Source organism: Novosphingobium sp. DS6-6 (assembly GCF_057784975.1).
Genome location: NZ_JBYNTS010000005.1, coordinates 136,731 through 156,747, shown reverse-complemented (window position 1 = coordinate 156,747; position 20,017 = coordinate 136,731). Strand labels below are relative to the sequence as shown.

At 64.3% G+C, this 20,017-nt stretch carries 18 protein-coding genes; 13 read left to right on the top strand and 5 right to left on the bottom strand.

The window, feature by feature from the left end; all coding sequences use genetic code 11:
- Positions 1-21 precede the first annotated feature (21 nt).
- The 3 genes from AC3EDY_RS08060 to AC3EDY_RS08050 form a co-directional block, all read right to left on the bottom strand.
- Positions 22-903, bottom strand: a complete 882-nt coding sequence (locus AC3EDY_RS08060) for a sterol desaturase family protein (protein WP_488571969.1) — start codon at positions 901-903, stop codon at positions 22-24.
- 104 nt (positions 904-1,007) lie between these two features.
- Positions 1,008-3,467 (bottom strand): TonB-dependent receptor, encoded by a 2,460-nt coding sequence (locus AC3EDY_RS08055; protein ID WP_488571968.1) that lies wholly within the window; start codon positions 3,465-3,467, stop codon positions 1,008-1,010.
- Positions 3,468-3,803: 336 nt separating this feature from the next.
- Positions 3,804-4,124 (bottom strand): hypothetical protein, encoded by a 321-nt coding sequence (locus AC3EDY_RS08050; RefSeq protein ID WP_488571967.1) that lies wholly within the window; start codon positions 4,122-4,124, stop codon positions 3,804-3,806.
- Positions 4,125-4,273: 149 nt separating this feature from the next.
- Here AC3EDY_RS08050 and AC3EDY_RS08045 point away from each other — a divergent pair, with 149 nt between their 5' ends.
- The 12 genes from AC3EDY_RS08045 to AC3EDY_RS07990 all read left to right on the top strand — a co-directional run bounded on the left by AC3EDY_RS08045 (position 4,274) and on the right by AC3EDY_RS07990 (position 17,319).
- The gene (locus AC3EDY_RS08045) at positions 4,274-5,353 is read left to right on the top strand and encodes a putative urea ABC transporter substrate-binding protein (RefSeq protein WP_488571966.1); all 1,080 of its coding nucleotides are present in this window, start codon (positions 4,274-4,276) and stop codon (positions 5,351-5,353) included.
- 74 nt (positions 5,354-5,427) lie between these two features.
- On the top strand, positions 5,428-6,243 hold the full coding sequence (locus AC3EDY_RS08040) for an ABC transporter permease (RefSeq protein ID WP_488571965.1): 816 nt from the start codon (positions 5,428-5,430) through the stop codon (positions 6,241-6,243).
- Positions 6,240-7,031: an ABC transporter ATP-binding protein gene (locus AC3EDY_RS08035; protein WP_488571964.1), complete on the top strand. Its 792-nt coding sequence runs from the start codon at positions 6,240-6,242 to the stop codon at positions 7,029-7,031. The genes AC3EDY_RS08040 and AC3EDY_RS08035 overlap by 4 nt, the downstream gene beginning before the upstream one ends.
- 16 nt (positions 7,032-7,047) lie before the next feature.
- Positions 7,048-7,527: a CopG family ribbon-helix-helix protein gene (locus AC3EDY_RS08030; protein ID WP_488571963.1), complete on the top strand. Its 480-nt coding sequence runs from the start codon at positions 7,048-7,050 to the stop codon at positions 7,525-7,527.
- Complete coding sequence (locus tag AC3EDY_RS08025) at positions 7,524-8,375, top strand: urea amidolyase associated protein UAAP1 (protein ID WP_488571962.1); 852 nt, start codon at positions 7,524-7,526, stop codon at positions 8,373-8,375. The genes AC3EDY_RS08030 and AC3EDY_RS08025 overlap by 4 nt, the downstream gene beginning before the upstream one ends.
- Before the next feature lie 18 nt (positions 8,376-8,393).
- The gene (locus tag AC3EDY_RS08020) at positions 8,394-9,044 is read left to right on the top strand and encodes an urea amidolyase associated protein UAAP2 (protein ID WP_488571961.1); all 651 of its coding nucleotides are present in this window, start codon (positions 8,394-8,396) and stop codon (positions 9,042-9,044) included.
- On the top strand, positions 9,041-12,637 hold the full coding sequence (uca, locus tag AC3EDY_RS08015; RefSeq protein WP_488571960.1) for an urea carboxylase: 3,597 nt from the start codon (positions 9,041-9,043) through the stop codon (positions 12,635-12,637). The genes AC3EDY_RS08020 and uca overlap by 4 nt, the downstream gene beginning before the upstream one ends.
- Positions 12,634-14,409, top strand: coding sequence for an allophanate hydrolase (atzF, locus tag AC3EDY_RS08010; RefSeq protein ID WP_488571959.1), 1,776 nt, complete (start codon positions 12,634-12,636; stop codon positions 14,407-14,409). The genes uca and atzF overlap by 4 nt, the downstream gene beginning before the upstream one ends.
- A gap of 24 nt (positions 14,410-14,433) precedes the next feature.
- Positions 14,434-15,366 carry a Vgb family protein gene (locus AC3EDY_RS08005; protein ID WP_488571958.1) on the top strand — a complete coding sequence of 311 codons (933 nt, stop codon included), beginning with the start codon at positions 14,434-14,436 and terminating at the stop codon, positions 15,364-15,366.
- A gap of 114 nt (positions 15,367-15,480) precedes the next feature.
- Positions 15,481-15,717 carry a helix-turn-helix domain-containing protein gene (locus tag AC3EDY_RS08000; RefSeq protein WP_488571957.1) on the top strand — a complete coding sequence of 79 codons (237 nt, stop codon included), beginning with the start codon at positions 15,481-15,483 and terminating at the stop codon, positions 15,715-15,717.
- A 39-nt stretch (positions 15,718-15,756) separates the two neighbouring features.
- Positions 15,757-16,029 carry a hypothetical protein gene (locus tag AC3EDY_RS07995; RefSeq protein ID WP_488571956.1) on the top strand — a complete coding sequence of 91 codons (273 nt, stop codon included), beginning with the start codon at positions 15,757-15,759 and terminating at the stop codon, positions 16,027-16,029.
- An 81-nt stretch (positions 16,030-16,110) separates the two neighbouring features.
- Positions 16,111-17,319: an MFS transporter gene (locus AC3EDY_RS07990; RefSeq protein ID WP_488571955.1), complete on the top strand. Its 1,209-nt coding sequence runs from the start codon at positions 16,111-16,113 to the stop codon at positions 17,317-17,319.
- 26 nt (positions 17,320-17,345) lie between these two features.
- On the opposite strand, the gene AC3EDY_RS07985 is transcribed toward AC3EDY_RS07990, so the two are convergent.
- Entirely contained in the window at positions 17,346-18,254 is a 909-nt protein-coding gene (locus AC3EDY_RS07985) for a fumarylacetoacetate hydrolase family protein (protein WP_488571954.1), read from the bottom strand.
- A gap of 66 nt (positions 18,255-18,320) precedes the next feature.
- Between AC3EDY_RS07985 and AC3EDY_RS07980 the strand changes: the two genes are divergently transcribed.
- Positions 18,321-18,908, top strand: a complete 588-nt coding sequence (locus AC3EDY_RS07980) for a TetR/AcrR family transcriptional regulator (RefSeq protein WP_488571953.1) — start codon at positions 18,321-18,323, stop codon at positions 18,906-18,908.
- A 46-nt stretch (positions 18,909-18,954) separates the two neighbouring features.
- Here AC3EDY_RS07980 and AC3EDY_RS07975 read toward each other — a convergent pair whose 3' ends face one another.
- The gene (locus AC3EDY_RS07975; protein ID WP_488572106.1) at positions 18,955-19,980 is read right to left on the bottom strand and encodes an LLM class flavin-dependent oxidoreductase; all 1,026 of its coding nucleotides are present in this window, start codon (positions 19,978-19,980) and stop codon (positions 18,955-18,957) included.
- Positions 19,981-20,017: the final 37 nt, after the last annotated feature.

Sequence of the window (20,017 nt, the reverse complement as noted above, 5' to 3'; positions counted from 1 at the left end):
GCAAGCGTCGCCACGTCGGCCTCAGGGCCCCGTCGCTTCGGGAGAAGCGCGCCGGGCCTTGATCGCCGCGAGCAGCGGGACGAAGGGGAACAGGAATTGTTCCTTGATCGACAGCCGGCGGCGCTCGCCCTGCCCCACCAGAATGCCCTCGCCTTCGCGATAGGTGCCCAGCACGCGATCGATCAGGATCATCGAATTGGCATAGTTGCAGCGCGTTTCCTCATAGCCGACCGAATGATGCAGGCTGTGATGGCGGATGGTCGTAAAGAAAAAGGAATAGAACGGCGGGGGATCGGCCTTGACGTTGGCATGGGCAAAGCCCGACACGACGCTGCCAACGCTCGCCGCACACAGGATCGCCACGGAACTGAAGTCCAGCAGTGCAATCACCCCGAGGCTGATGAGGAACAATTCCAGCGGATTGCCGACATAGCCTTTGAGGGCGTTGAGCTGGGTGATATGATGATGCGGCGCATGCGTGAGCCAGAGTGGCTGCCAGTTGTGCATTGCGCGATGCATCCAGTACTGTCCGAATTCGAACAGAAAGAAAATCAGACCCACCTGTGCCACAAACGGCAACTGTTGAAGCCAGGGAGTGGCAAGGCCGAGGTTGGCCTTGGCCGCCTTGAGCGGGGCATCGGCGAAAAAGTCCGTCGCCCAGGAAATCACCGTAACCATGAGCAGGGCATAGAACAGGTCGGTGAAAAACTCGCGCCGGTTCAGGCGCCAGCCCTCGTGACGCTCGAACAGCCATTCCAGCGCCAATATCCATACCGAAACGACGGCCGTCACGATCGTCAGCGTCCATGGAAAGCTGACGATTGCCCTGGGCGCATAGGCCCAGAACAGAATGACCGCCAAAAGCGTGGCGGGAGGAATCAGCCCGATCAACCGCGGCTTCATGTCATCGATCCAATCTATCCTTGCGATCTGGGATCACGGAACACTTGGGCCTCTGGCAGCGGGTGGACCGGCCCCGCACTGCTGCTGGCCGGTCCACCAAGTTATCACCGGTACCGGAACCGCAGTTCGAGCCCTACCCTGCGCGGTGTCAAGACACCTTGGGAATAGTAACGCTCCACCACGCCGCTACGGGTGCGATTATAGGAACTGCGATCGTTGCCTATGGCGGTGACCGCATACTTGTCGAAGATGTTGTCGGCGTAAACGCTCACGTCGACCATGCCGCCATGATAGGTCAGCGATGCGCGGTGCGTGGTATAGGCCGGAATGACTTCGCCGTTGCCGCGCAGGCCGACGCGGGAATAGATATTTCCCGTGTAGGTCGCCGCCCAGCTTGCCTCGATATCGTGGCCATCGGGCAGCGGATACATGTATGTCGCGCCCAGGCTGCCCGAATGCTTGGTCGAACCCGGCAGGCGATCACCGGCATAGGCGTCATAGTTCACGCCGTCGCTGACAACGATGCCCGGTGCATCCTCGCTCAAGCGCGCGTCATTATAGGAAAAGGTACCATCGATGGTAAGGCGCGGGGTAACTTTGAGGTGGCCGGAAAAATCGATGCCCTTCGAAATTGCCTTCCCGCCGTTGACAGTGATACCCACCGCGCCGTTCACGGTCTGGCTGGGCACCTGCACATCGGTCCAGTTCACGATAAAGCCCGACAAGGTGAATTGCAGCTTCTTGTCGAACAGCGCGCCACGGACGCCAAGCTCGCGGTTGCGCGTCTTGTCGGGGCCGAAAGCCAGCTCGTTGGGCAGGGCGCAGACGTTCTGGCCGGGTGGCAACTGGCCGTTGGGCTCGAGCACGCACTGCGCCACGCGGTTCACGTTGCCGGTGCGATAGCCCGTGCTGTAAGTGAAATAGACCAAGAGGTCGGGACTGAACTTGTAAGACGTGTTCGCTTTCCAGACGACGCCATCCTTGCCCGTGCTGCCCGATCTGATCCGGCTGGGATCGAAGCGCACCAGGGGATAGGGCGTGCGGCGCTGGCCGCCTCTGGTCAGCGGCGTATCGGTGCCACCTTCGGCAAAGGCGTCATACTTGAAATAGCGAAGCCCGCCGGTGACCTGCCAGGCCGGGGTGATCTGGAACGAGCCTTCGCCATAGGCAGCCTTTTCCTTGGTCCGGGTGTTGACGAACGACATGTATTCCAGATTGTCGGGCCGATAGATTCCCGCCCAGTCCGGATAGCCCGGCACATATTCGCGGTACTGCGAACCATAGCGCAAGTTGTTGTAAAAACCGCCCACCACCCAGCTAAACGGGCCGCCATGAGTAGAAACCAGGCGAACTTCCTGGTTGAACTGACGATACTTCACGGCCGATGTGTTGTAAGACGAGAATTCCGGAAATGCTTCGTAGCCATAGTCCAGGTCCAGCAGCAGGTCGGTATTATCGCGCTGCCGATAGATCGTCTGGTTGGTGAAGGCCGTGGTGGCAACGAGTTGCGCCACGTCGAACGCATTGGCATTGATCTCTGCCGCATAGAGATCCGACGAACGATCGGTCGGCTCGAGATAGCGCCACGGTGCTTCGTATCTGCCGGTACCCAGAACGCCCGCTCCGGTGGCCTGCACACCCTCCGTCTTGGTGGTCTGGTGGGCATAGGTCAGGTATAGCTTGAGATCCGGATTGGCTTGCAGCAGCAACTGGTTGCGCGTGGTGAACGTGCGTTCGTAGTTGGCATCCTTCTTCGAATAGAAATTGGCCGCCCGTTGCGCGGGCGTGCCAAAGCTGCCTTCGGCTGCCGTATTGCCGCGTACCGGCTGGGGATCGGAAACCCCGGGCTCTCGCAGCAGGTAGTTGTAGTCGATGAAACCGGGGTTTTCGTAATAGCCGACCACGCTGCGCAGCGCGATATGATCCTGCACGATCGGCACGTTGATCGTGCCATCGGCATTCACCCCGGCCTGGCTGCTGTGACTCTGGCCAAACCAGCGGCCATGCAGATCGGCGGTGAAATTGTTCGTATCGGGCCGGTTGGGCATATAGCGCACCGCGCCGGCCAGCGTGCCCAGCCCATAAAGCGTGCCCTGTGGGCCTTGCAGCACTTCCACCCGGTCGATGTCGAGCAGCTTGAAATCGAGATAGAGCGGCACTTCGCCCAGATAGACGCCTACGGCGCTGTTTTCATTCGAGCCTTCGACGCTGGAATCGGCCGAACTGATGCCGCGCAACACGATCCGGCCGGTGGATGTCGGCCCGGTGTCGATAACCGTCATGCCGGGGGTGAACGCGGCAAGCGATCGCACATCGTCGATACGCTGGCGGGCAAGGTCCTGCGCGCTGACCGCGGTGATGTTGATCGGCGCGTCCTGCACGGTGGTTGCGCGCCGTGTTGCAGTGACCACGATGTAGTTGCCGTCAGCGCCGGAATCGGCGTCGGGACTCGGTACAGCGTCTGCTTCCGGTGCGGCCTGGGCATGGGCCAAGGTTGGCATTGCCGCGCAGCCGAGCAGGATGGTTGCCCCCAGCAGTTTGGTTCGGAAATATCGCTTGGTCACGTCAGCCCCTCGCTCTGTTTTCAACAAGCCGTGCCTTGTGACATCCTTCCCCAATCACCGGCCTCCCGAGCCGGGCCGATGCCGGCCGCTTGCCGACCTGGCATCGCAGTTTGACAAGCAGGTAATCCCGGCTTCCCGCTGCAGCAGCCCTGCGGGCATGCGCGACGGAGCGGCGGTGCTTGCTCGTGCAGATCAAGACCGTTGGGATTGGGGGAAACAGCGCAGACCCAGGCGGCTGATGGCAGATAGCCTGCCTTTGTCCGCCGCGCTCAGAATTGGCACTATTTCCCTTCGCCCGCGCCGCATGCGGCGTGGGAACCACGATCCGGACTTGATTTATTTTGTGTCGCCCTGAACTTTCGACTCCTTCACGGTACCGATATTACATAAGCGGTCAAGCGTAATAATTTTGCCGGGTGGAAGTATGAAAGGCACTGCGTCAAGCCGCAGAAAGCCGCCACTTTGTTCGCGAATGCAGCAAAAGGGTGGCGTGATTCTGGCTTGGCGCAAAGTTTGATCCCGCCACCCGATCGCACCATTGCGGCAACCGCGCGAATCCGAATCGCGAATCGCCATGGCGCGGATTGTGATCACGATGTGGCAGAAGATACCGTGCAACCCTTGCAACGACCGGCCCGCTATCGCGTCGTTGGCCAAGCCACGCTGGCCCGGGTGCAATCGCAGTCAGGCCCGGAGTATGTGCATTCCGCAAAATGTTATTACAGAATACGAGGTGAGTAATATTTTTCCATGGACAGGATAACGCTTTCTCGCAATGGTGCGTTGCGAAAGGGGCACGAATCACAATGAAGACGATCGGCATGGCAGCCAGGATCGCCCTAGCGGCAAGTGCGCTGATACTGGCGTCATGTTCGCCCGGCCCCGACGCCGGCGCCAGCAAGAAAACCGAATTCAACATCGGCTGGTCGATCTACGCCGGCTGGATGCCTTGGCCTTATGCCCAACAGGCCGGTATCGTAAAGAAATGGGCCGATAAATACGGGATCAAGATCAATATCGTCCAGGTGAACGACTACGTCGAATCCGTGAACCAGTATACCGCTGGCAAGTTCGACGGGGTAACCGTGGCCAACATGGACGCGCTGACGATCCCGGCCGCAAGCGGCAAGGATACCAGCGCTGTCATTGTCGGCGACTATTCCAACGGCAACGACGGCGTGCTGCTCAAAGGCGCCACCTCCGTGGCCGGCTTGAAAGGCAAGCAGGTCTATCTGGTCGAGCTTTCGGTGTCGCACTACCTGCTCGCCCGCGCGCTTGGCACGGCCGGGCTTTCGCTCAGCGACGTCAAGACGGTCAACACGTCCGACGCCGATATCGTCGGTGCTTTTTCAAGCCCCGATGCCCAGGCCGCCGTCGCCTGGAATCCGCAGCTCTCGGTCATGCGGGGGCAACGGGGCGCCACCGAAGTCTTCTCCTCGGCGCAGGTGCCGGGCGAAATCCTCGATCTCATGGTGGTCGATACGGCCACGCTCAAGGCCAATCCCGATCTCGGCAAGGCGTTGGCGGGCATATGGTACGAAACCGTCGCGCTGATGAAGCGACAGGATGAACAGGGCAGGCAGGCGCGCGCGGCCATGGCGCGGCTGGCCGGGGCGAGCCCGCAGGCCTTCGACGGCCAGCTCGCCACGACCTTTCTTTATACCGATCCTCAGGCCGCGGTTGCCGCCACGCAAAGCCCGGCGCTGGTTGCCAACATGACGCGCGTGCGGGATTTCAGCTTTTCCAAGGGCCTGTTCAAAGGGGCCGGTTCGCCTGATGCGGTCGGCATCGCTTTTCCGGGCGGCAAAACGCTGGGCGATCCGGCGCACGTCACGCTGCGCTTCGATGACAGTTTCATGAAATTGGCGGCTGCCGGGAAGCTTTGACGGGAACGATCGCGAGGAGTGCACGAAGCACTCGCGCGGTCGGTGCTCCAGCCGTTTCGAAAGGGATGCACACCATGCGGTGGGTCAACCGAAAAATGCGTCGCAATGACAGGCTGATTGCCGGGGCGTTCCCGATTCTGGCGCTGCTGGTGGTCTATCTGGTTCTAGCGGCGCAGCGCCACGCGCTAAACCCCTCGGACAAGATCCTGCCCCTGCCCGATGCCATGGCCCGCGCCCTTTCCACCTTGCTGTTCCAGGCCGATCCGCTTTCGGGAAATCTGCTGTTCTGGACGGATACCTTTGCCAGCCTGCAAAGACTGGGCCTTGGTCTGGGACTGGCCACGGCGGGCACGCTGGTGGCAGGGCTCGTGCTGGGCGTTCTGCCGCCGGTCAGGGCCACGTTGGGGCCGCTGGTCACGGCCATCGCGGTCATCCCGCCGATCGCCCTGCTGCCGATCCTGTTCATCGCGCTGGGCCTGGGCGAAACGGCCAAGGTGGCGCTGATCGTGATCGGAATCGCCCCGGCAATGATTCGCGACATCACCGATCATATCGCCAGTCTGCCGCGCGAACAGATTATCAAGGCGCAGACGCTTGGAGCCGGAAGCTGGCAGATCATGATCCGCGTGGCGCTGCCCCAGGCCATGCCGCGTTTGATCCAGGCCGTGCGCCTGGCGCTCGGGCCGGCCTGGGTATTCCTTATCTCGGCCGAAGCGATCGCTTCGGATACCGGCCTTGGCTATCGCATCTTCCTGGTACGGCGGTACCTGTCGATGGACGTGATCATTCCCTATGTGGCATGGATCGCGTTCCTGGCCATTGCCATGGATTTTGTCTTGTCCCTGGCAAGCCGCCGCCTGTTTCCCTGGGCACATGGAGCAGGCCGTTGACCGCGCTCCTCTCGCTTCGCGATGTCTGGGTCGAATTCGGGGACAAGATCGTTCTCGAAAAGATCAATCTGGATGTGGCGGCCGGCAGCTTCGTCTCCATCGTCGGCCCGTCCGGCGCGGGCAAAAGCAGCCTGTTGCGGCTGGTACTGGGCCAGGAAGCGCCAAGCCGCGGCACGATCCACCTGGCCGGTGCGGTATTGCCCCCGGAAAGCGGCCCGGATCGCGGCGTGGTCTTTCAGCGCTATTCCGTGTTTCCGCACCTCACGGCACTGCAGAACACGCTCTTCGGCCTGGAATGTGCCGGTTCCCCCTTGCTGGCGCGCCTTTTCGGCAAGGCCAGGCGCGCCGCGCGGGAAGAAGCGGGCGCGATGCTTGCCGCAGTGGGCCTTGCCGATGCGCTGGATCTTTATCCCGCCCAGATGTCAGGCGGGATGCAGCAGCGGCTGGCGATTGCCCAGGCCCTGCTCAAGCGGCCGCGCATCCTTCTTCTCGACGAACCGTTCGGCGCACTCGATCCCGGCATCCGCGCCGACATGCACCTGCTGATCCGCCAGCTGTGGCGCGAACATGCGCTCACCGTGATCATGGTGACGCACGATATCCGCGAGGCGTTTGCCCTCGGCACGCGGGTCCTTGCGCTCGACAAGCGTCGCAACGATCCCCACGCGCCGCACCGATATGGGGCGACCATAGTCTACGACCTCCCGTTACGGCCGCGCGGCGACGACAAAGCGGCCGACACCGCTGCCGAGGATGACAAGATGCCACCGCAAAAGGTGGCCGTATGAAACGAGAGGACCCTGCATGAGCAACGAACCCGCCACCCTGGCCCGGCTGAGCATGAGCTTGCCGGCCGATCTGTTCCGCAAGCTGGACATGATGGTGGAAGAACGGCAACTGCCCTCACGCTCCCAGCTGATCGCCGAGCTGATCCGCCATGCCCTGGCCGAGCACGAGGCCTTGACCCGTCCCGACGAGATGCTCGCGGGCACGATCACCCTCGTCTATCGCGGCGATCGCGGCCGCGTCCGCCACCAACTGGCGCAGACCCAGGCCGATTACCTGAAGGAAGTGATCTCTGCCCAGCATGTCTTCCTGGAAGACGACCAGTCGCTCGAGGTCCTGCTGGTTCAGGGACCAGCCATAAGGCTGAAGGAACTTTCCGACGCGCTGCGCCGGGTGCGCGGCGTCCAGCAGCTCGAACTCGTCACCACCACGGCCTTGCTTCCGCCGATCTATGTGCAGGATCACGGCACGAGCACGGCCGACGGAGCCGCCGCATGACCGAAACACCCAGTTCCCCCGCCGGCGCCACCGCTCTGGCAAACCCGCTTGCCGCACGCGATCATGCGCGCAGCATGGGCGGCACGGTGGTGGAAGCCATGCCGGTGCTGCCCCCTGTGGCAAACGACCTGCCGGCGGGCATCGATCCCGCCGACCTGGTGTGGGAGGAAACGATTGCCGCTGGCGGCTATGCCACGCGCAGCTTGGCGCGGGGCACGCGACTGCGCCTGACCGATACCAGGGGCGATGCCTGCGCCGGCCTGCAGGTCTTCAACGCGGCGATGCCCACCGAACGGCTGAATGTGGCCGATACCGTCAAAGTGCAGTGGAACGCCTATCTCGGCGCCGGCAAGCTGCTGCTGTCGGACATGGGCCGCGTGCTGTTGAGCATTGTCGAGGACGATGCCGGCACGCACGACTGCTTTTGCGGAACGTCGAATGCGGCGACCAACGCAGCCAAGTATGGGGAAGGGCGCAACAGCGGGGATTTTCCCAGCGGGCGGGACCGCTTTCTGCTGGGCGCGGCCAAGCATGGCCTGGGCCGGCGCGACGTCCATCCCTGCGTCAATCTGTTCAAAGGTACGCGCATCGAGGACGACGGCACGATCACGCCGCTGGTCGGCCCGTTCGCGCCCGGACGCCGGGTGGTCCTGCGGGCGGAAATGGACGTGATCGTGGTACTTGCCAACGTGCCCCATGTGCTCGATCCACGGCCCGCGTACACGGTCACGCCTTTGCGGGTCACGGCCTGGCGCGGGGCGATTACGCCAGCCGAGGATCCCGTCCGCAACGCCACGCCCGAAGGCCTGCGCGCTTTTCTCAATGTCGAAGACTTTTTCCGCCGCTGAGGCAGAGGACCGAAACCCATGTCGAGCGATCCCTCTCTTTCCGGTCGCCAGGCCCGCAGTCTGCCGGGTGCCGTCGTGCATGACGAGATCGTGCCGGCGCGGGCGCCCTGGCTCCATCACGTGGCCAGGGGCCAGAGCCTGCGCATCGTCGATCTCGAAGGCAACCAGGCTGTCGATTTCCTGATCTACAGCGCGGCCGACGATGCCGAGCGCTACTCCGCGCAGGATACCGTCGCCGCGCAAGGCAACCTGTTCCTGCGCGCCGGCACTGTGCTCCTGTCCAACGAAGGCCGCGCGATGATGACCATCACTGCCAGCGCGGTGGAATATCACGACACCATCGGGGGCGCCTGTTCCTGCGAGTCCAACACGCTGCGCTATGGCCATCACACCAGATCGCAGCACGCCTGCGTGGAAAACTTCCTGGAGGCCAACCTCAGGGAAGGGCGCGGCAAGCGCGATATCGTGCCCAACATCAATTTCTTCATGAACGTGCCGGTGGAGGCCGATGGCTCGCTGGGTATCGTGGATGGCATTTCCGCGCCCGGCCTGACCGTAGACCTGCGGGCAGAGATGGACGTGATCGTGGTCGTGTCCAACTGCCCCCAGATCAACAACCCCTGCAACGCCTTCAACCCGACCCCCGTGCGCATGATCGTGACGGCGTGATGTTCGATACCGTGCTCATCGCCAACCGGGGCGCGATCGCCACGCGGATCATCCGGAGCCTGCGTGCCATGGGTCTGCGCTCGGTGGCGATCTATTCCCAGGCCGACGAAGGATCGGCTCATGTGGCCCTGGCGGACGAAGCGGTGTGCATCGGCCCGGCGCGCGCCAGCGAAAGCTACCTCAACATTCCCGCAATCATCGCCGCGGCGAAGGCCACGGGCGCGGGCGCGATCCATCCCGGCTATGGCTTTCTTGCCGAAAACGTCGAATTTGCCGATGCCTGCTCTGCGGCAGGGATCGTCTTCATCGGCCCCACGCCCGACAACATCCGCACGTTCGGCCTCAAGCACAGCGCGCGCGCGCTGGCCAAGGCCCACGGCGTGCCGCTCGCACCGGGTACCGATCTTCTGACCAGCGAGGACGAGGCCGTCACGGCGGCGGCGGCCATCGGCTATCCGATCATGCTCAAGGCCACGGCGGGCGGCGGCGGGATCGGCATGCGGGTGTGCGAAAGCGAAGCGGACGTGCGCGCCGGCTTTGCGACTGTGGCGCGGCTGGGCCAGAGCAACTTCGGCGATGCCGGCGTCTTTCTGGAACGCTACGTGCGCCGCGCGCGCCATATCGAAGTGCAGATCTTCGGCGACGGCAAGGGCCGCGTCGTCGCCCTGGGCGAGCGCGACTGTTCGCTGCAGCGCCGCAATCAGAAGGTGATAGAGGAGGCGCCCGCCCCGCTGCTGCCCGAAAGCATGCGTGCCGATCTCTACGCGGCAGCCATCCGCCTGGGCCAGGCGGCGCGCTATCGTTCCGCCGGCACGGTGGAGTTTCTCTACGATGCGGATCGGGCGGAATTCTTCTTTCTGGAAATGAATACCCGGCTTCAGGTGGAACACGGCGTCACCGAAGAGGTCATGGGCATCGATCTGGTGGAATGGATGGTGCGCGGCGGCGCGGGCGATTTTGCGTTTCTCGATCGCGTGCCACCTGCCCCTTCCGGCCATGCGGTGCAGGTGCGGCTCTATGCCGAAGACCCGGCGCTGGATTACCGGCCGACGTCCGGCATGCTTACCGCGGTGGCCTTTCCGGATGGCGTCCGCACCGAAACCTGGGTTTCCGCCGGAACCGAAATCAGCGCCTGGTACGATCCCATGCTGGCCAAGCTTATCGTGCACGGCCCCACCCGCGCCGCAGCCGTGGCCGCGATGCAGCAGGCCCTGGCGGCAACACGCGTTGACGGCATAGAAACGAACGTGCGCTGGCTGCGCGAAGTGGTGGCGAGCGAAACCTTTACGAGCGGCCAGGTTTCCACCCGGGCGCTCGGCGCCATCGCGTTCGCCCCGCAGAGCCTGCGCGTGATTGCCGGGGGCACGGCCACCACGGTACAGGACTGGCCGGGGCGCCAGCGCCTGTGGGCGGTGGGCGTGCCGCCGTCCGGGCCGATGGACGACCAGTCATTCCGCCTGGGCAATCGCCTGCTGGGCAATCCGGAAGGCACGGCCGGCCTGGAAATGACGCACAGCGGGCCTACCCTCGCTTTTGGGGCACCCGCGCGGATCTGCCTCGTCGGTGCCGATTTCGGCGCGACGCTGGATGGCGCGCCGGTACCGCTCGGCCAGGCGGTGGAAGTGCTGGCCGGGCAGACGCTGGCGATGGGCCGCACCCGCGGCGGCGGCATGCGCGGCTACCTGCTGATCGCGGGGGGCCTTGATATCGCGCCCTATCTGGGCAGCCGCGCGACATTCGAGCTGGGCCAGTTCGGCGGCCATGCCGCACGCCGCCTGGTGGCCGGAGACGTGCTCCATCTGGCGCGCGACCCCACCGCCGCGCCGCTGCCGCAGATCGATCTGCCGGCCATGGGCAGCGAGTGGACCCTGCGCGTACTTTACGGCCCGCACGGAGCACCCGATTTCTTCACCGACGAAGACATCGCCATGATCGTGGGCGCCGATTGGCAGGTGCACTACAATTCCAACCGCACCGGGGTGCGCCTTATCGGCCCCAAGCCGCAATGGGCACGGGCCGACGGCGGCGAGGCGGGCTTGCACCCGTCGAACATTCACGACAATCCCTATGCCATCGGGGCGGTGGATTTCACTGGCGACATGCCGATAATCCTGGGGCCGGACGGACCTTCGCTGGGTGGCTTCGTCTGCCCGTTCGTGGTCATCGCGGCCGATCGCTGGAAAATCGGACAACTCGTGCCGGGAGACCGCTTGCGCTTCGTGCCGGTCTCGATCGCGGATGCACAGGCCGCCGATGCGGCGCAACGCGCGCTGGTGGAAAAAGGCATCGCCCCGGCCCTGCGCCCGGCGCGCGAAATCGAAACGCTGTCTCCCATCCTGACGGAGATCGCCGCTCGGGGCACGCGGCCCCGTACCGTCTATCGCCAGCAGGGCGACCGCAATATCCTGGTCGAATACGGGCCGATCACGCTGGATATCGCTTTGCGTATCCGGGTTCACGCGCTGATGACCGAGCTTGAGCGCATGGCCATGCCCGGCGTCATCGACGTGGTGCCCGGCATCCGTTCGCTGCAGGTTCATTTCGATGGGCACGGACTGGATCAGCAGGCCATGCTGGCCGCTCTGATCGCGGCGGAAGAGCGGCTTGGCGATCTGGAGGATTTCACGATCCCTTCGCGCATCGTGCATCTGCCGCTCAGTTGGCGCGACCCCGCGACGATAGAGACCATCCAGAAATACATCGGCGCTGTGCGCGACGATGCGCCCTGGTGCCCCGACAACATAGAATTTATTCGGCGGATCAACGGTTTGCCTGATGCAGAAGCCGTGGAAAACCTGATATTCGAGGCCAGCTATCTGGTCATGGGGCTTGGCGACGTCTATCTGGGCGCGCCGGTGGCAACGCCGGTCGATCCCCGCCATCGCCTGGTCACCACCAAATACAACCCGGCGCGCACCTGGACGCCGCCCAACGTGGTGGGCATCGGCGGGGCCTACATGTGCATCTATGGCATGGAGGGGCCGGGCGGCTACCAGCTATTCGGCCGCACGATCCAGGTGTGGAACACCCACCGCCAGACCGACGCGTTCATCGAGGGCAAGCCCTGGCTGCTCCGCTTTTTCGACCAGATCCGCTTCTACCCGGTCAGCGCCGAAGAACTGGCCGAGTGGCGCCGCGATTTCCCGGCCGGGCGCCGTTCGATCAGGATCGAGCAGTCGGAATTCCGCCTGGCCGATTATCGCGCGTTCCTTGCTTCGAACGCGGCCGAGATCGCCGCTTTCGAAGCACGTCGCCAGGCTGCTTTCGAAGCGGAACGCGCCGATTGGCAGAAGCGTGGCGAATTCGATCGCGTGACCGATCTTGCCGCTGCCGATGCGCCGGTGGTCGGCAGCGTGGAGGTGCCTCAGGGCGCCGATCTGGTCGAAGCCCCGTTCGGCGGCAGCGTGTGGAAATTGCTGGTTGCCGAAGGCGACGAGGTGAAGGCAGGCGACACCATCGCCGTGCTGGAGGCGATGAAAATGGAATGCGCGGTGGAAAGTCCTGGCAGCGGCGTGGTGGCCGCACTTTACATGCAGGAAAAGCAGGCGCTTCAACCCGGCGCTCCGATGCTCGCCTTGCGGAGGCACGAATGAGCGTTCCGGCCCCCCGCCTTTCCGCCGCCGCAATCGCGGCCGCCGTCAACGCGCGGCAGACGAGCGCCGTCGATGTGGCCGCACAGACGCTGGCGCGCATCGCCGCATATGATGCCGTACAACCCCAGGTGTGGATCAGCCGGGCCGCGTCCGATGCGTTGCTGTCTGCAGCCCGTGCCGTCGACGCGCGCGTTGCCGCGGGGGAGAGCCTGCCGCTTGCCGGGGTGCCGTTTGCGGTCAAGGACAATATTGATGTGGCCGGGTTGGCCACCACGGCTGCCTGTCCTGCCTTCGCCTACCGCCCCGAACGCTCGGCCATGGTGGTGGCGCGGCTCGAGGCTGCAGGGGCGATCTGCGTTGGCAAGACCAATCTCGATCAGTTCGCCACGGGCCTTGTCGGCACGCGCAGTCCTTATGGCATCCCGCGCAACGCCAGCAATCTGGCCTATGTTTCGGGCGGGTCCAGTTCGGGATCGTCGGTCGCCGTGGCGGCGGGCCTCGTTCCCTTTGCTTTGGGCACCGACACCGCGGGGTCCGGGCGAGTCCCGGCCGCTTTCAACCATCTTTTCGGTCTGAAGCCCACCAAGGGCCGCTGGTCCACGCAAGGGCTCGTCCCGGCCTGCCGCTCGCTCGATTGCATATCGGCATTCACTACCGATCTGGCCGATGCGGGTCTGATCGACGGGATCGTGGCGGGCTATGACCCGGCTGACCCCTGGTCGAAACCGCTGGCGGACAAGACGCTTGACGGCCACGTCATCGGCGTCCCCCGGGGCAGTCAACGGCAATGGTTCGGCGATGCCGAGTCCGCGTTTCTCTATGATCGCGCGCTGCAGCGGCTGGCCGATATCGGCACGCTGGTCGAAATCGACTATGCCCCCCTTCAGGAAGCGGCCATGCTGCTTTACGGCGGGCCATGGGTGGCCGAACGCACGGCAGCGCTGGCCGGCCTGCTCGCCGAAAATCCCGCTGTCATCGATCCGACCGTTCGCGCCGTGGTGGAACCGGGGCTGGGCCAGAGCGCGGTGGACCTGTTCAACGGGATCTATCGCCTGGCGGAATTGAAGCGCCAGGTCGATCTGTTATGGCACGAAATCGATGTGCTGGCCTTCCCCACCACGGGCACGGCCTATCGCGTGGCGGAACTGCTTGCCGCGCCGATCCCGCTTAACAGCAACCTCGGATTCTATACCAATTTCGTCAACCTGCTCGATATGGCCGCGCTCGCTGTGCCGGCGGGCATGCGGCACAATGCCACCGGCTTTGGCCTTACACTGATCGGCCCGGCCGACAGCGATCGCGCACTGCTCGATCTGGCCGACACCTATCTTCAGGTGGCAACCCTGCCACCCCCACCCCCGCTCGATCTGGAGGGCAAGATGCAGACCGTGAAACTCGCCGTTGTAGGTGCTCACCTCAAAGACATGCCGCTGCATTGGCAACTGACCAGCCGCAACGCCACGTTCGTCGAAGCGACGACCACCGCGCCCACCTATCGGCTCTATGCCATGGCCGACAGCGTCCCCCCCAAGCCCGCGCTGATCCACGACGCTGCCAATGGCGCGGCGATCGCGGTGGAAATCTACGAGCTGGGCGTTGCCGAATTCGGCAGCTTCACCGTCGAGGTGCCGGCACCCTTGGCAATCGGCACGGTAACACTGGCCGACGGCAGCAGCGTCAAGGGTTTCGTGGCGGAACCGCGCGCAATCGCCGGCGCGCAAGATATCACCACGCTGGGCGGCTGGCGCGCGTTCATCGCGCAGAATGCCTGACAGACAAGGATCGGAGAAAGGCTGATGCGCCGCAAGCTTGCTTTTTCGCTTCTCGCCGGATTGACTCTGGCGCCGCTTTCCGTCCGTGCCGCGCCCGAACCCACCGTGCTGAACGTTCCGGGTTTTGCCGATTTCCTGGCGGTCGATGGCGATACCGTGTGGACCACAAATCGGGGCGGGGTGGAGCAATGGTCTCTCGCGGGCATGAAGGCGCGGGTACCTCTGGCGCGCCCCTGCGGTGGCATGGCTCTCGCAAATGGCGCCTTGTGGGTTGCCAATTGCGCCGACCGTACCGTCAACCGGATCGATACGGCGAGCGGCAAGTTGGTGGCGACTATCGCCACGGGCATTGCCAATCCCGGCGAGGGGGAGCTCAACGTGGTCGTTGGGGCCGGGTCGGTCTGGGTGGCAAGCGATGCCAAGGGCGTGGTTTCACGCATCGATCCGGCAACCAACACGGTAATCGCCACTGTCCCGGTCGATCCCGGCAGCTGGTACATGGCGTTTGGCGAGGGTGCGGTCTGGGTTGTAAGCGCCGGGCAGCAAAGCTTGCAACGCATCGATCCGGCGACCAACGCGGTGACCGCGCGAACGCTGCTGGGCAAGGCACCAGGTTTCCTTGCGGCGGGCGAAGGCAACGTCTGGGTGCAGGAACAGGGCGACGGCACGCTGGCCCGTGTCGATCCCCAAACGGGTGCCTTGCTGGGCCGCGTAAAAGTCGGCGACAACCTGAAATGGGGCGATATCGACACCGGCGCCGGAAAAGTGTGGCTGCGGACGACCGACGATCAGGTCTTCGCCGTGATCGACGCGCAGACGATGACGATCGATGCACGCGTTGGCAAGCCGGCGGGCAGCGGGGGCCTGCGGTTCAGCCCGCAAGGCATCTGGACGACGGCACATGATGCGCACACGCTGACCTGGTGGCCCCGGCTTTCGGGGACGCCGGCAGGATAGATACAGAACCGCTGTTGCAGGCGCTTCATCGACATGACCCGATGACCACCATCTGCCTGTGCATGCGCCAAACCGGGCTCGCTTTTCCGGCCGGTCGAAGGTAGATCGGCTGCCATGCCCATTGATCTTCCAATCGGCAAGGCGTTGCGCCGGTTCCGGCGCCTGTCCGCCATGAAACAGGGCTATGCGGCTGAACGTCTCAGGGTGTCGCAAGGCACGGTCTCTCGCTGGGAAAGTGGCGAAGTGGCGCCCGATGCCGAACATCGCGCGCGGATCGAGCGCCTGATCCGGGCTCATACCGGGTCCGAGGCGGACGCGGCGCTCAAGCGCCTGATCCTGACTTCGTCCTAACCCGTCCATCTCGTATGCGATGCCACACACGAATTGCTGGTGGCCTCTCCGGCACGCGCCGCGTCGTGGCGGGTGGACGCGAGTCACTATGTCGGCATCTCGCTATGGCGCTTTGCCAGTGACGAAATCGTGGAGGCGGAATTCGGGCTTGACCCGCTCGGTTGGTTCGAACGCCCGTTCCAGCGCTTCCGGTTCGAGACCGGCGACAATGGCAACGACGAGATTCCCGTGCGCCCCAGCCTGATGCAATGGGAAACGCTGCCATTGTCCGACGGGCGTATCGGGCGGCTGACGACAACGCTTGCGGAATAGCCGGTACACTGTCGATCGGTGACCGGCGGAACGCATATTTTTTGCGTGTTCTTGCGCGCGCCATGGGGTTACCGGCTGCATATGACGAACAGATGGGCGCATATCGGCTTCTTGTGGCTCCTTGGCGTGCTGGCCGCCGCGCAACTGGCCAAGATGGCCGTGCTTGCCCCGGCCCTGCGCCGCACGTTCGATCTGCCGCTGGCGCAGGTCGGCCTGCTCGTTTCCCTGCTCGAAGTCGGCGGGGCCGTGTTCGGCTTCGCGGCCGGTCTTCTGATCGGACGGATCGGGGCGCGGCGCTTCCTGCTCTCGGGCCTGGCCGTGCTGATGCTGGCCGCCGCCGCCGAAGCTCTTGCCGGCGATGCCGCCATGCTGTTTGCCGCCCGGGCTGTCGAAGGCCTTGGCTATGTGCTGGTCGTGGTTGCAGCCCCGACCATGATCGCGGCGCTCGCCAGCGAAAGCCAGCGCGGCGCAGCGCTCGCCCTGTGGAGCACGTTCGTGCCGCTTGGCGTTGCGCTGGGCAGCGGGCTTACCGGGATCTGGGCCACCTGGCTGGGTCCGGCAAAAACCCTGCTGCTTTGGGCGGCTGCCTTCGCGCTGGCGCTGGCGTTGGCCACGCGGCTGCCGGGCGGTGCCGGCGGCGCGCGGCGCCGGCTTGCCTTTCCCGAGGCGGCGGCCTGGCTTTCGACCCTGGCGTTCGGCCTTTATACGACGTTGATCTGTGCGCTGACGGGGCTGTTGCCCAGCTACCTTGTCGAGCATCTTGGCGCGGCCCTGCCTGTGGCAAGTGCCATCGCGGCAACCGTTTCGGCCGCCGCGTTGCCCGGCTGCATCGCGATGATGCTGATCATGCGTCGCGCAACGGCGAAAGTCGGCCGCACGGTCTCGGCCGCGGCGCTGGCCATGCTGGCCAGCGCCCTGCCCGCTACGGCCGTCTTCGGCGCTGCCGATGGCCGCATTGCGGATATCGTGATGTCCGGCGTCCTTGCCGTTGGCACCGTGCTGCTGGGCGGCCTGGTTCCCCCGCTCATTCTGGCCCGGCTGCCGCATCTATCCGGCGCGCACGCGGGAGACGATCCCAAGCTTGCCGTCGCCCAGGGCTTGCTGACGCAATTCGGTGCAGGGGGCGCCCTGCTCGGCCCGCCGCTCGGCGGTTTCGTGGTCGGGCTATGGGGCTGGCCGGCACTCGGGCACGCTATCGCCGGCCTGACCGTCGCCACCGTCCTGGTTCTGGCGGCAGCCGAATGGCGCGCCGGGCAGACTTATGGCGCCCCGGACGCGCCGCACGCCTGAACACACCCGCCTCGTCCAGCCACACCCTATTCCGATACCCGGTTGATCTGCGCGCCCAGGCCGTCGATTTCGGCGCGAATGACATCGCCGGCTTTGAGAAACTGCGGCGGCGTTCGTGCATAGCCGACCCCTTCGGGCGTGCCGGTGGCAATGATGTCGCCCGGCTCGAGCGTCAGGCCTTGCGACAGCTGCTCGATCAGCGTCGGTATGTCGAATATGAGATCCGCCGTGCTGGCCTGCTGGCGAAGGTCCCCGTTCACCCACAACCGAAGGTTAAGGCGGGCAGGATCGGCAACCGCGCTGCGGTGCACGAGCCACGGCCCCGTCACGCAACAGCCATCGAGCGATTTTCCCTTGAACCACTGCCCGTGCCGACGCTGCAGGTCGCGCGCCGTGACGTCGTTGATCACCATGAATCCGAAGACGTGGTCCCATGCCTGCGCCCGGGGGATGTTGCGGCCGGGGCGGCCGATCACCACCCCCAGTTCCACTTCGTAGTCCAGCATCGCGGTCACGTCGGAATGCAGCGGTATGGGGTCGAACGGGCCGGATATGCCGGTAGGCGGCTTGGTGAAGAATTCGGGAAAGGCGGGCGGCGGTTGCGATGTCCCGCCAGCGGCGCGGATGCCCTCCTGCAGATGGCCCATGTAATTGCGCCCCACGCAGAAGACGTTCTTGCCGGGTCTGGGCAAAGGTGCCACCACATCAAGGTCCGACAGGCGATGGCGCCAGGCCTGCGGTCCCGGCAACGCGGCCGCCCGGGTTAAAGTGTCCTTGACCGCGGCGACACCGGCGTCGCCCAGAAGGATCAACCCGGACAGCGTTTCGGGAAAAGGGAAAGGAGCGTCGGGCACGGCGTGAAGATCGACGACCCATTCCTGCTCAAGAACGCCGAGGCGAAGCTTGTCCTGGAATCGAAATGTCAGAAACAGCATGCTATGCTCCGTGCAACGAAACTGGTGTGGCAAGTCACTGCAAAAACGATTGGGAGGGAGACGGTAATGGCGCGAGCGCAAGTGGTTTCCGACGATGATATCCGGCGGATCGCCCGCGTCTGCTTTCTCAGGGATGGGCCAGGCGTTTCCGTGCAGGTCATCGCCGACAGGCTTGGGGTGACGCCCCCCGCGATCTACAAGCGGTTCGGCAGCAAGCAGGATCTGCTGCTTGCCACTTTCGCGACGCCGCTGTCATGTCCGTGGCCGAACGAAGCCTTGCGCTGCGGACCCGATTCCCGCTCGATCGGCGAGCAACTGCGGGAAATCGCCCGTGCGATGGTTGCCACGATCGATGAAATCGGCCCCGCGCTGAGGCTGTTCCAGGATAGCGAGGTCGACATCACAACATTCATGACCGCCGTGCAGGTTCCCGACGCGGCCGGAGCGATCGACCAGTTGACCGGCTGGTTCGAGCGTGCGGTAAAGCACGGTCACATCGCCCCTGCCGAACCACGTCTGCTCGCAGCCATGCTCCACGGCGCCATCCTGTTTCACAAGCGGGACCTTTCCAACATGATGTTCACGCCGGAAGGGGATCCCGATCTGCTGGCCCAGCAGATCGTCGCGGTGTTTCAGCCCCTTTTCCAAAGCTGACCAACGGCTTGCGCGGCACGCACCGCACAAGCCGTTCGCAACGAGATCATGCGAAACGGGGCATGACTTCCTTGGCGAAGAGCCGGATCGACGCGGCCACGTCTTCGCGGCTCATCTGACCGAAATTGAAACCGACGAGGAAGTGAGTGACGCCCTCGTCCACCAGTGTCTGAAGGCCTCTGGCCACCGTATCCGGGCTACCGAACAGCGGAGGGGTGTTGCCGGGGGCTTCTCCCATGTCGGGCGCGCGCATCGTGTCGGGCGCATCGTTGCGCTCGGGCCAATACTGGTGCGTCATCGATACTTCGCGTCTGATGAAGCCGCCCATGCGTTCGAACGCGGGCGCCATGATCGCCTGCGCGTCGGCATCGGTCGGTGTCACGACAGCAGCCGTCGGCAGCAACGACCAGTCAACGCATTCGGCGATCTTTTCCTCGCTATGTCCGAATTCGCGCATGGCATTGGTCAAGGTAGCCAGTCTTTCCCGGAAATCACCTTGAAGATAGAGCGGGCTGCCGTCGCGGGCCGCTTCTCGTGCACCGGCGTCGGATCGCGTCGCTTTCAGCAGAAGCGGATGCGGATCGCGCCATGAACGCGGCACGATCCGCCCATGCACCCGCCCGCTGTACCCGGCGGCATCGAAGTGCAACGGCGGGTCGGTGTCCTTCTTCGCCCAGAGCTTGCGGATGATCTCCATAACCTCTTCGGTTCGCTGCGAAGCTTCGTCATGATGAAAGCCGAACCCGGCCGCCTCGCCAGGGATGCCGCCCTTGCCTATGCCGAGAAGGAAGCGCCCTTCCATCAACTGATCGAGCAGGTTCACCTGTTCGGCAAAATGGATGGGGTGATTGAGCACGGGCGTGGCCACGGCCATTCCCAGCCAGGCGCGGCGCAGAATGGGCGCAAGGCGCGCGCCGAATACCATTGGATCGCTGTAACAGTTATACCCGGCAAGATGATGTTCGCTCAGGAAGACCCCGGCAAATCCGAGGTCCTCGGCCAGCTGCGCTTCTTCTATCGTCTGCCTTATGACGGCACCGTCAGTTTCAGGCGTCAAGCTGAACGGACACATAAACATGGAAAAACGGATCATGTTCCAACCTCGCTGC

Bases quoted from the DNA above. Each gene is read 5' to 3' on its own strand.
- AC3EDY_RS08060 (WP_488571969.1), bottom strand. From the start codon at position 903: ATGAAGCCGCGGTTGATCGGGCTGATTCCTCCCGCCACGCTTTTGGCG.
- AC3EDY_RS08045 (WP_488571966.1), top strand. From the start codon at position 4,274: ATGAAGACGATCGGCATGGCAGCCAGGATCGCCCTAGCGGCAAGTGCG.
- AC3EDY_RS08040 (WP_488571965.1), top strand. From the start codon at position 5,428: ATGCGGTGGGTCAACCGAAAAATGCGTCGCAATGACAGGCTGATTGCC.
- AC3EDY_RS08030 (WP_488571963.1), top strand. From the start codon at position 7,048: ATGAGCAACGAACCCGCCACCCTGGCCCGGCTGAGCATGAGCTTGCCG.
- AC3EDY_RS08025 (WP_488571962.1), top strand. From the start codon at position 7,524: ATGACCGAAACACCCAGTTCCCCCGCCGGCGCCACCGCTCTGGCAAAC.
- AC3EDY_RS08020 (WP_488571961.1), top strand. From the start codon at position 8,394: ATGTCGAGCGATCCCTCTCTTTCCGGTCGCCAGGCCCGCAGTCTGCCG.
- atzF (WP_488571959.1), top strand. From the start codon at position 12,634: ATGAGCGTTCCGGCCCCCCGCCTTTCCGCCGCCGCAATCGCGGCCGCC.
- AC3EDY_RS08005 (WP_488571958.1), top strand. From the start codon at position 14,434: ATGCGCCGCAAGCTTGCTTTTTCGCTTCTCGCCGGATTGACTCTGGCG.
- AC3EDY_RS08000 (WP_488571957.1), top strand. From the start codon at position 15,481: ATGCCCATTGATCTTCCAATCGGCAAGGCGTTGCGCCGGTTCCGGCGC.
- AC3EDY_RS07990 (WP_488571955.1), top strand. From the start codon at position 16,111: ATGACGAACAGATGGGCGCATATCGGCTTCTTGTGGCTCCTTGGCGTG.
- AC3EDY_RS07985 (WP_488571954.1), bottom strand. From the start codon at position 18,254: ATGCTGTTTCTGACATTTCGATTCCAGGACAAGCTTCGCCTCGGCGTT.
- AC3EDY_RS07980 (WP_488571953.1), top strand. From the start codon at position 18,321: ATGGCGCGAGCGCAAGTGGTTTCCGACGATGATATCCGGCGGATCGCC.
- AC3EDY_RS07975 (WP_488572106.1), bottom strand. From the start codon at position 19,980: ATGTGTCCGTTCAGCTTGACGCCTGAAACTGACGGTGCCGTCATAAGG.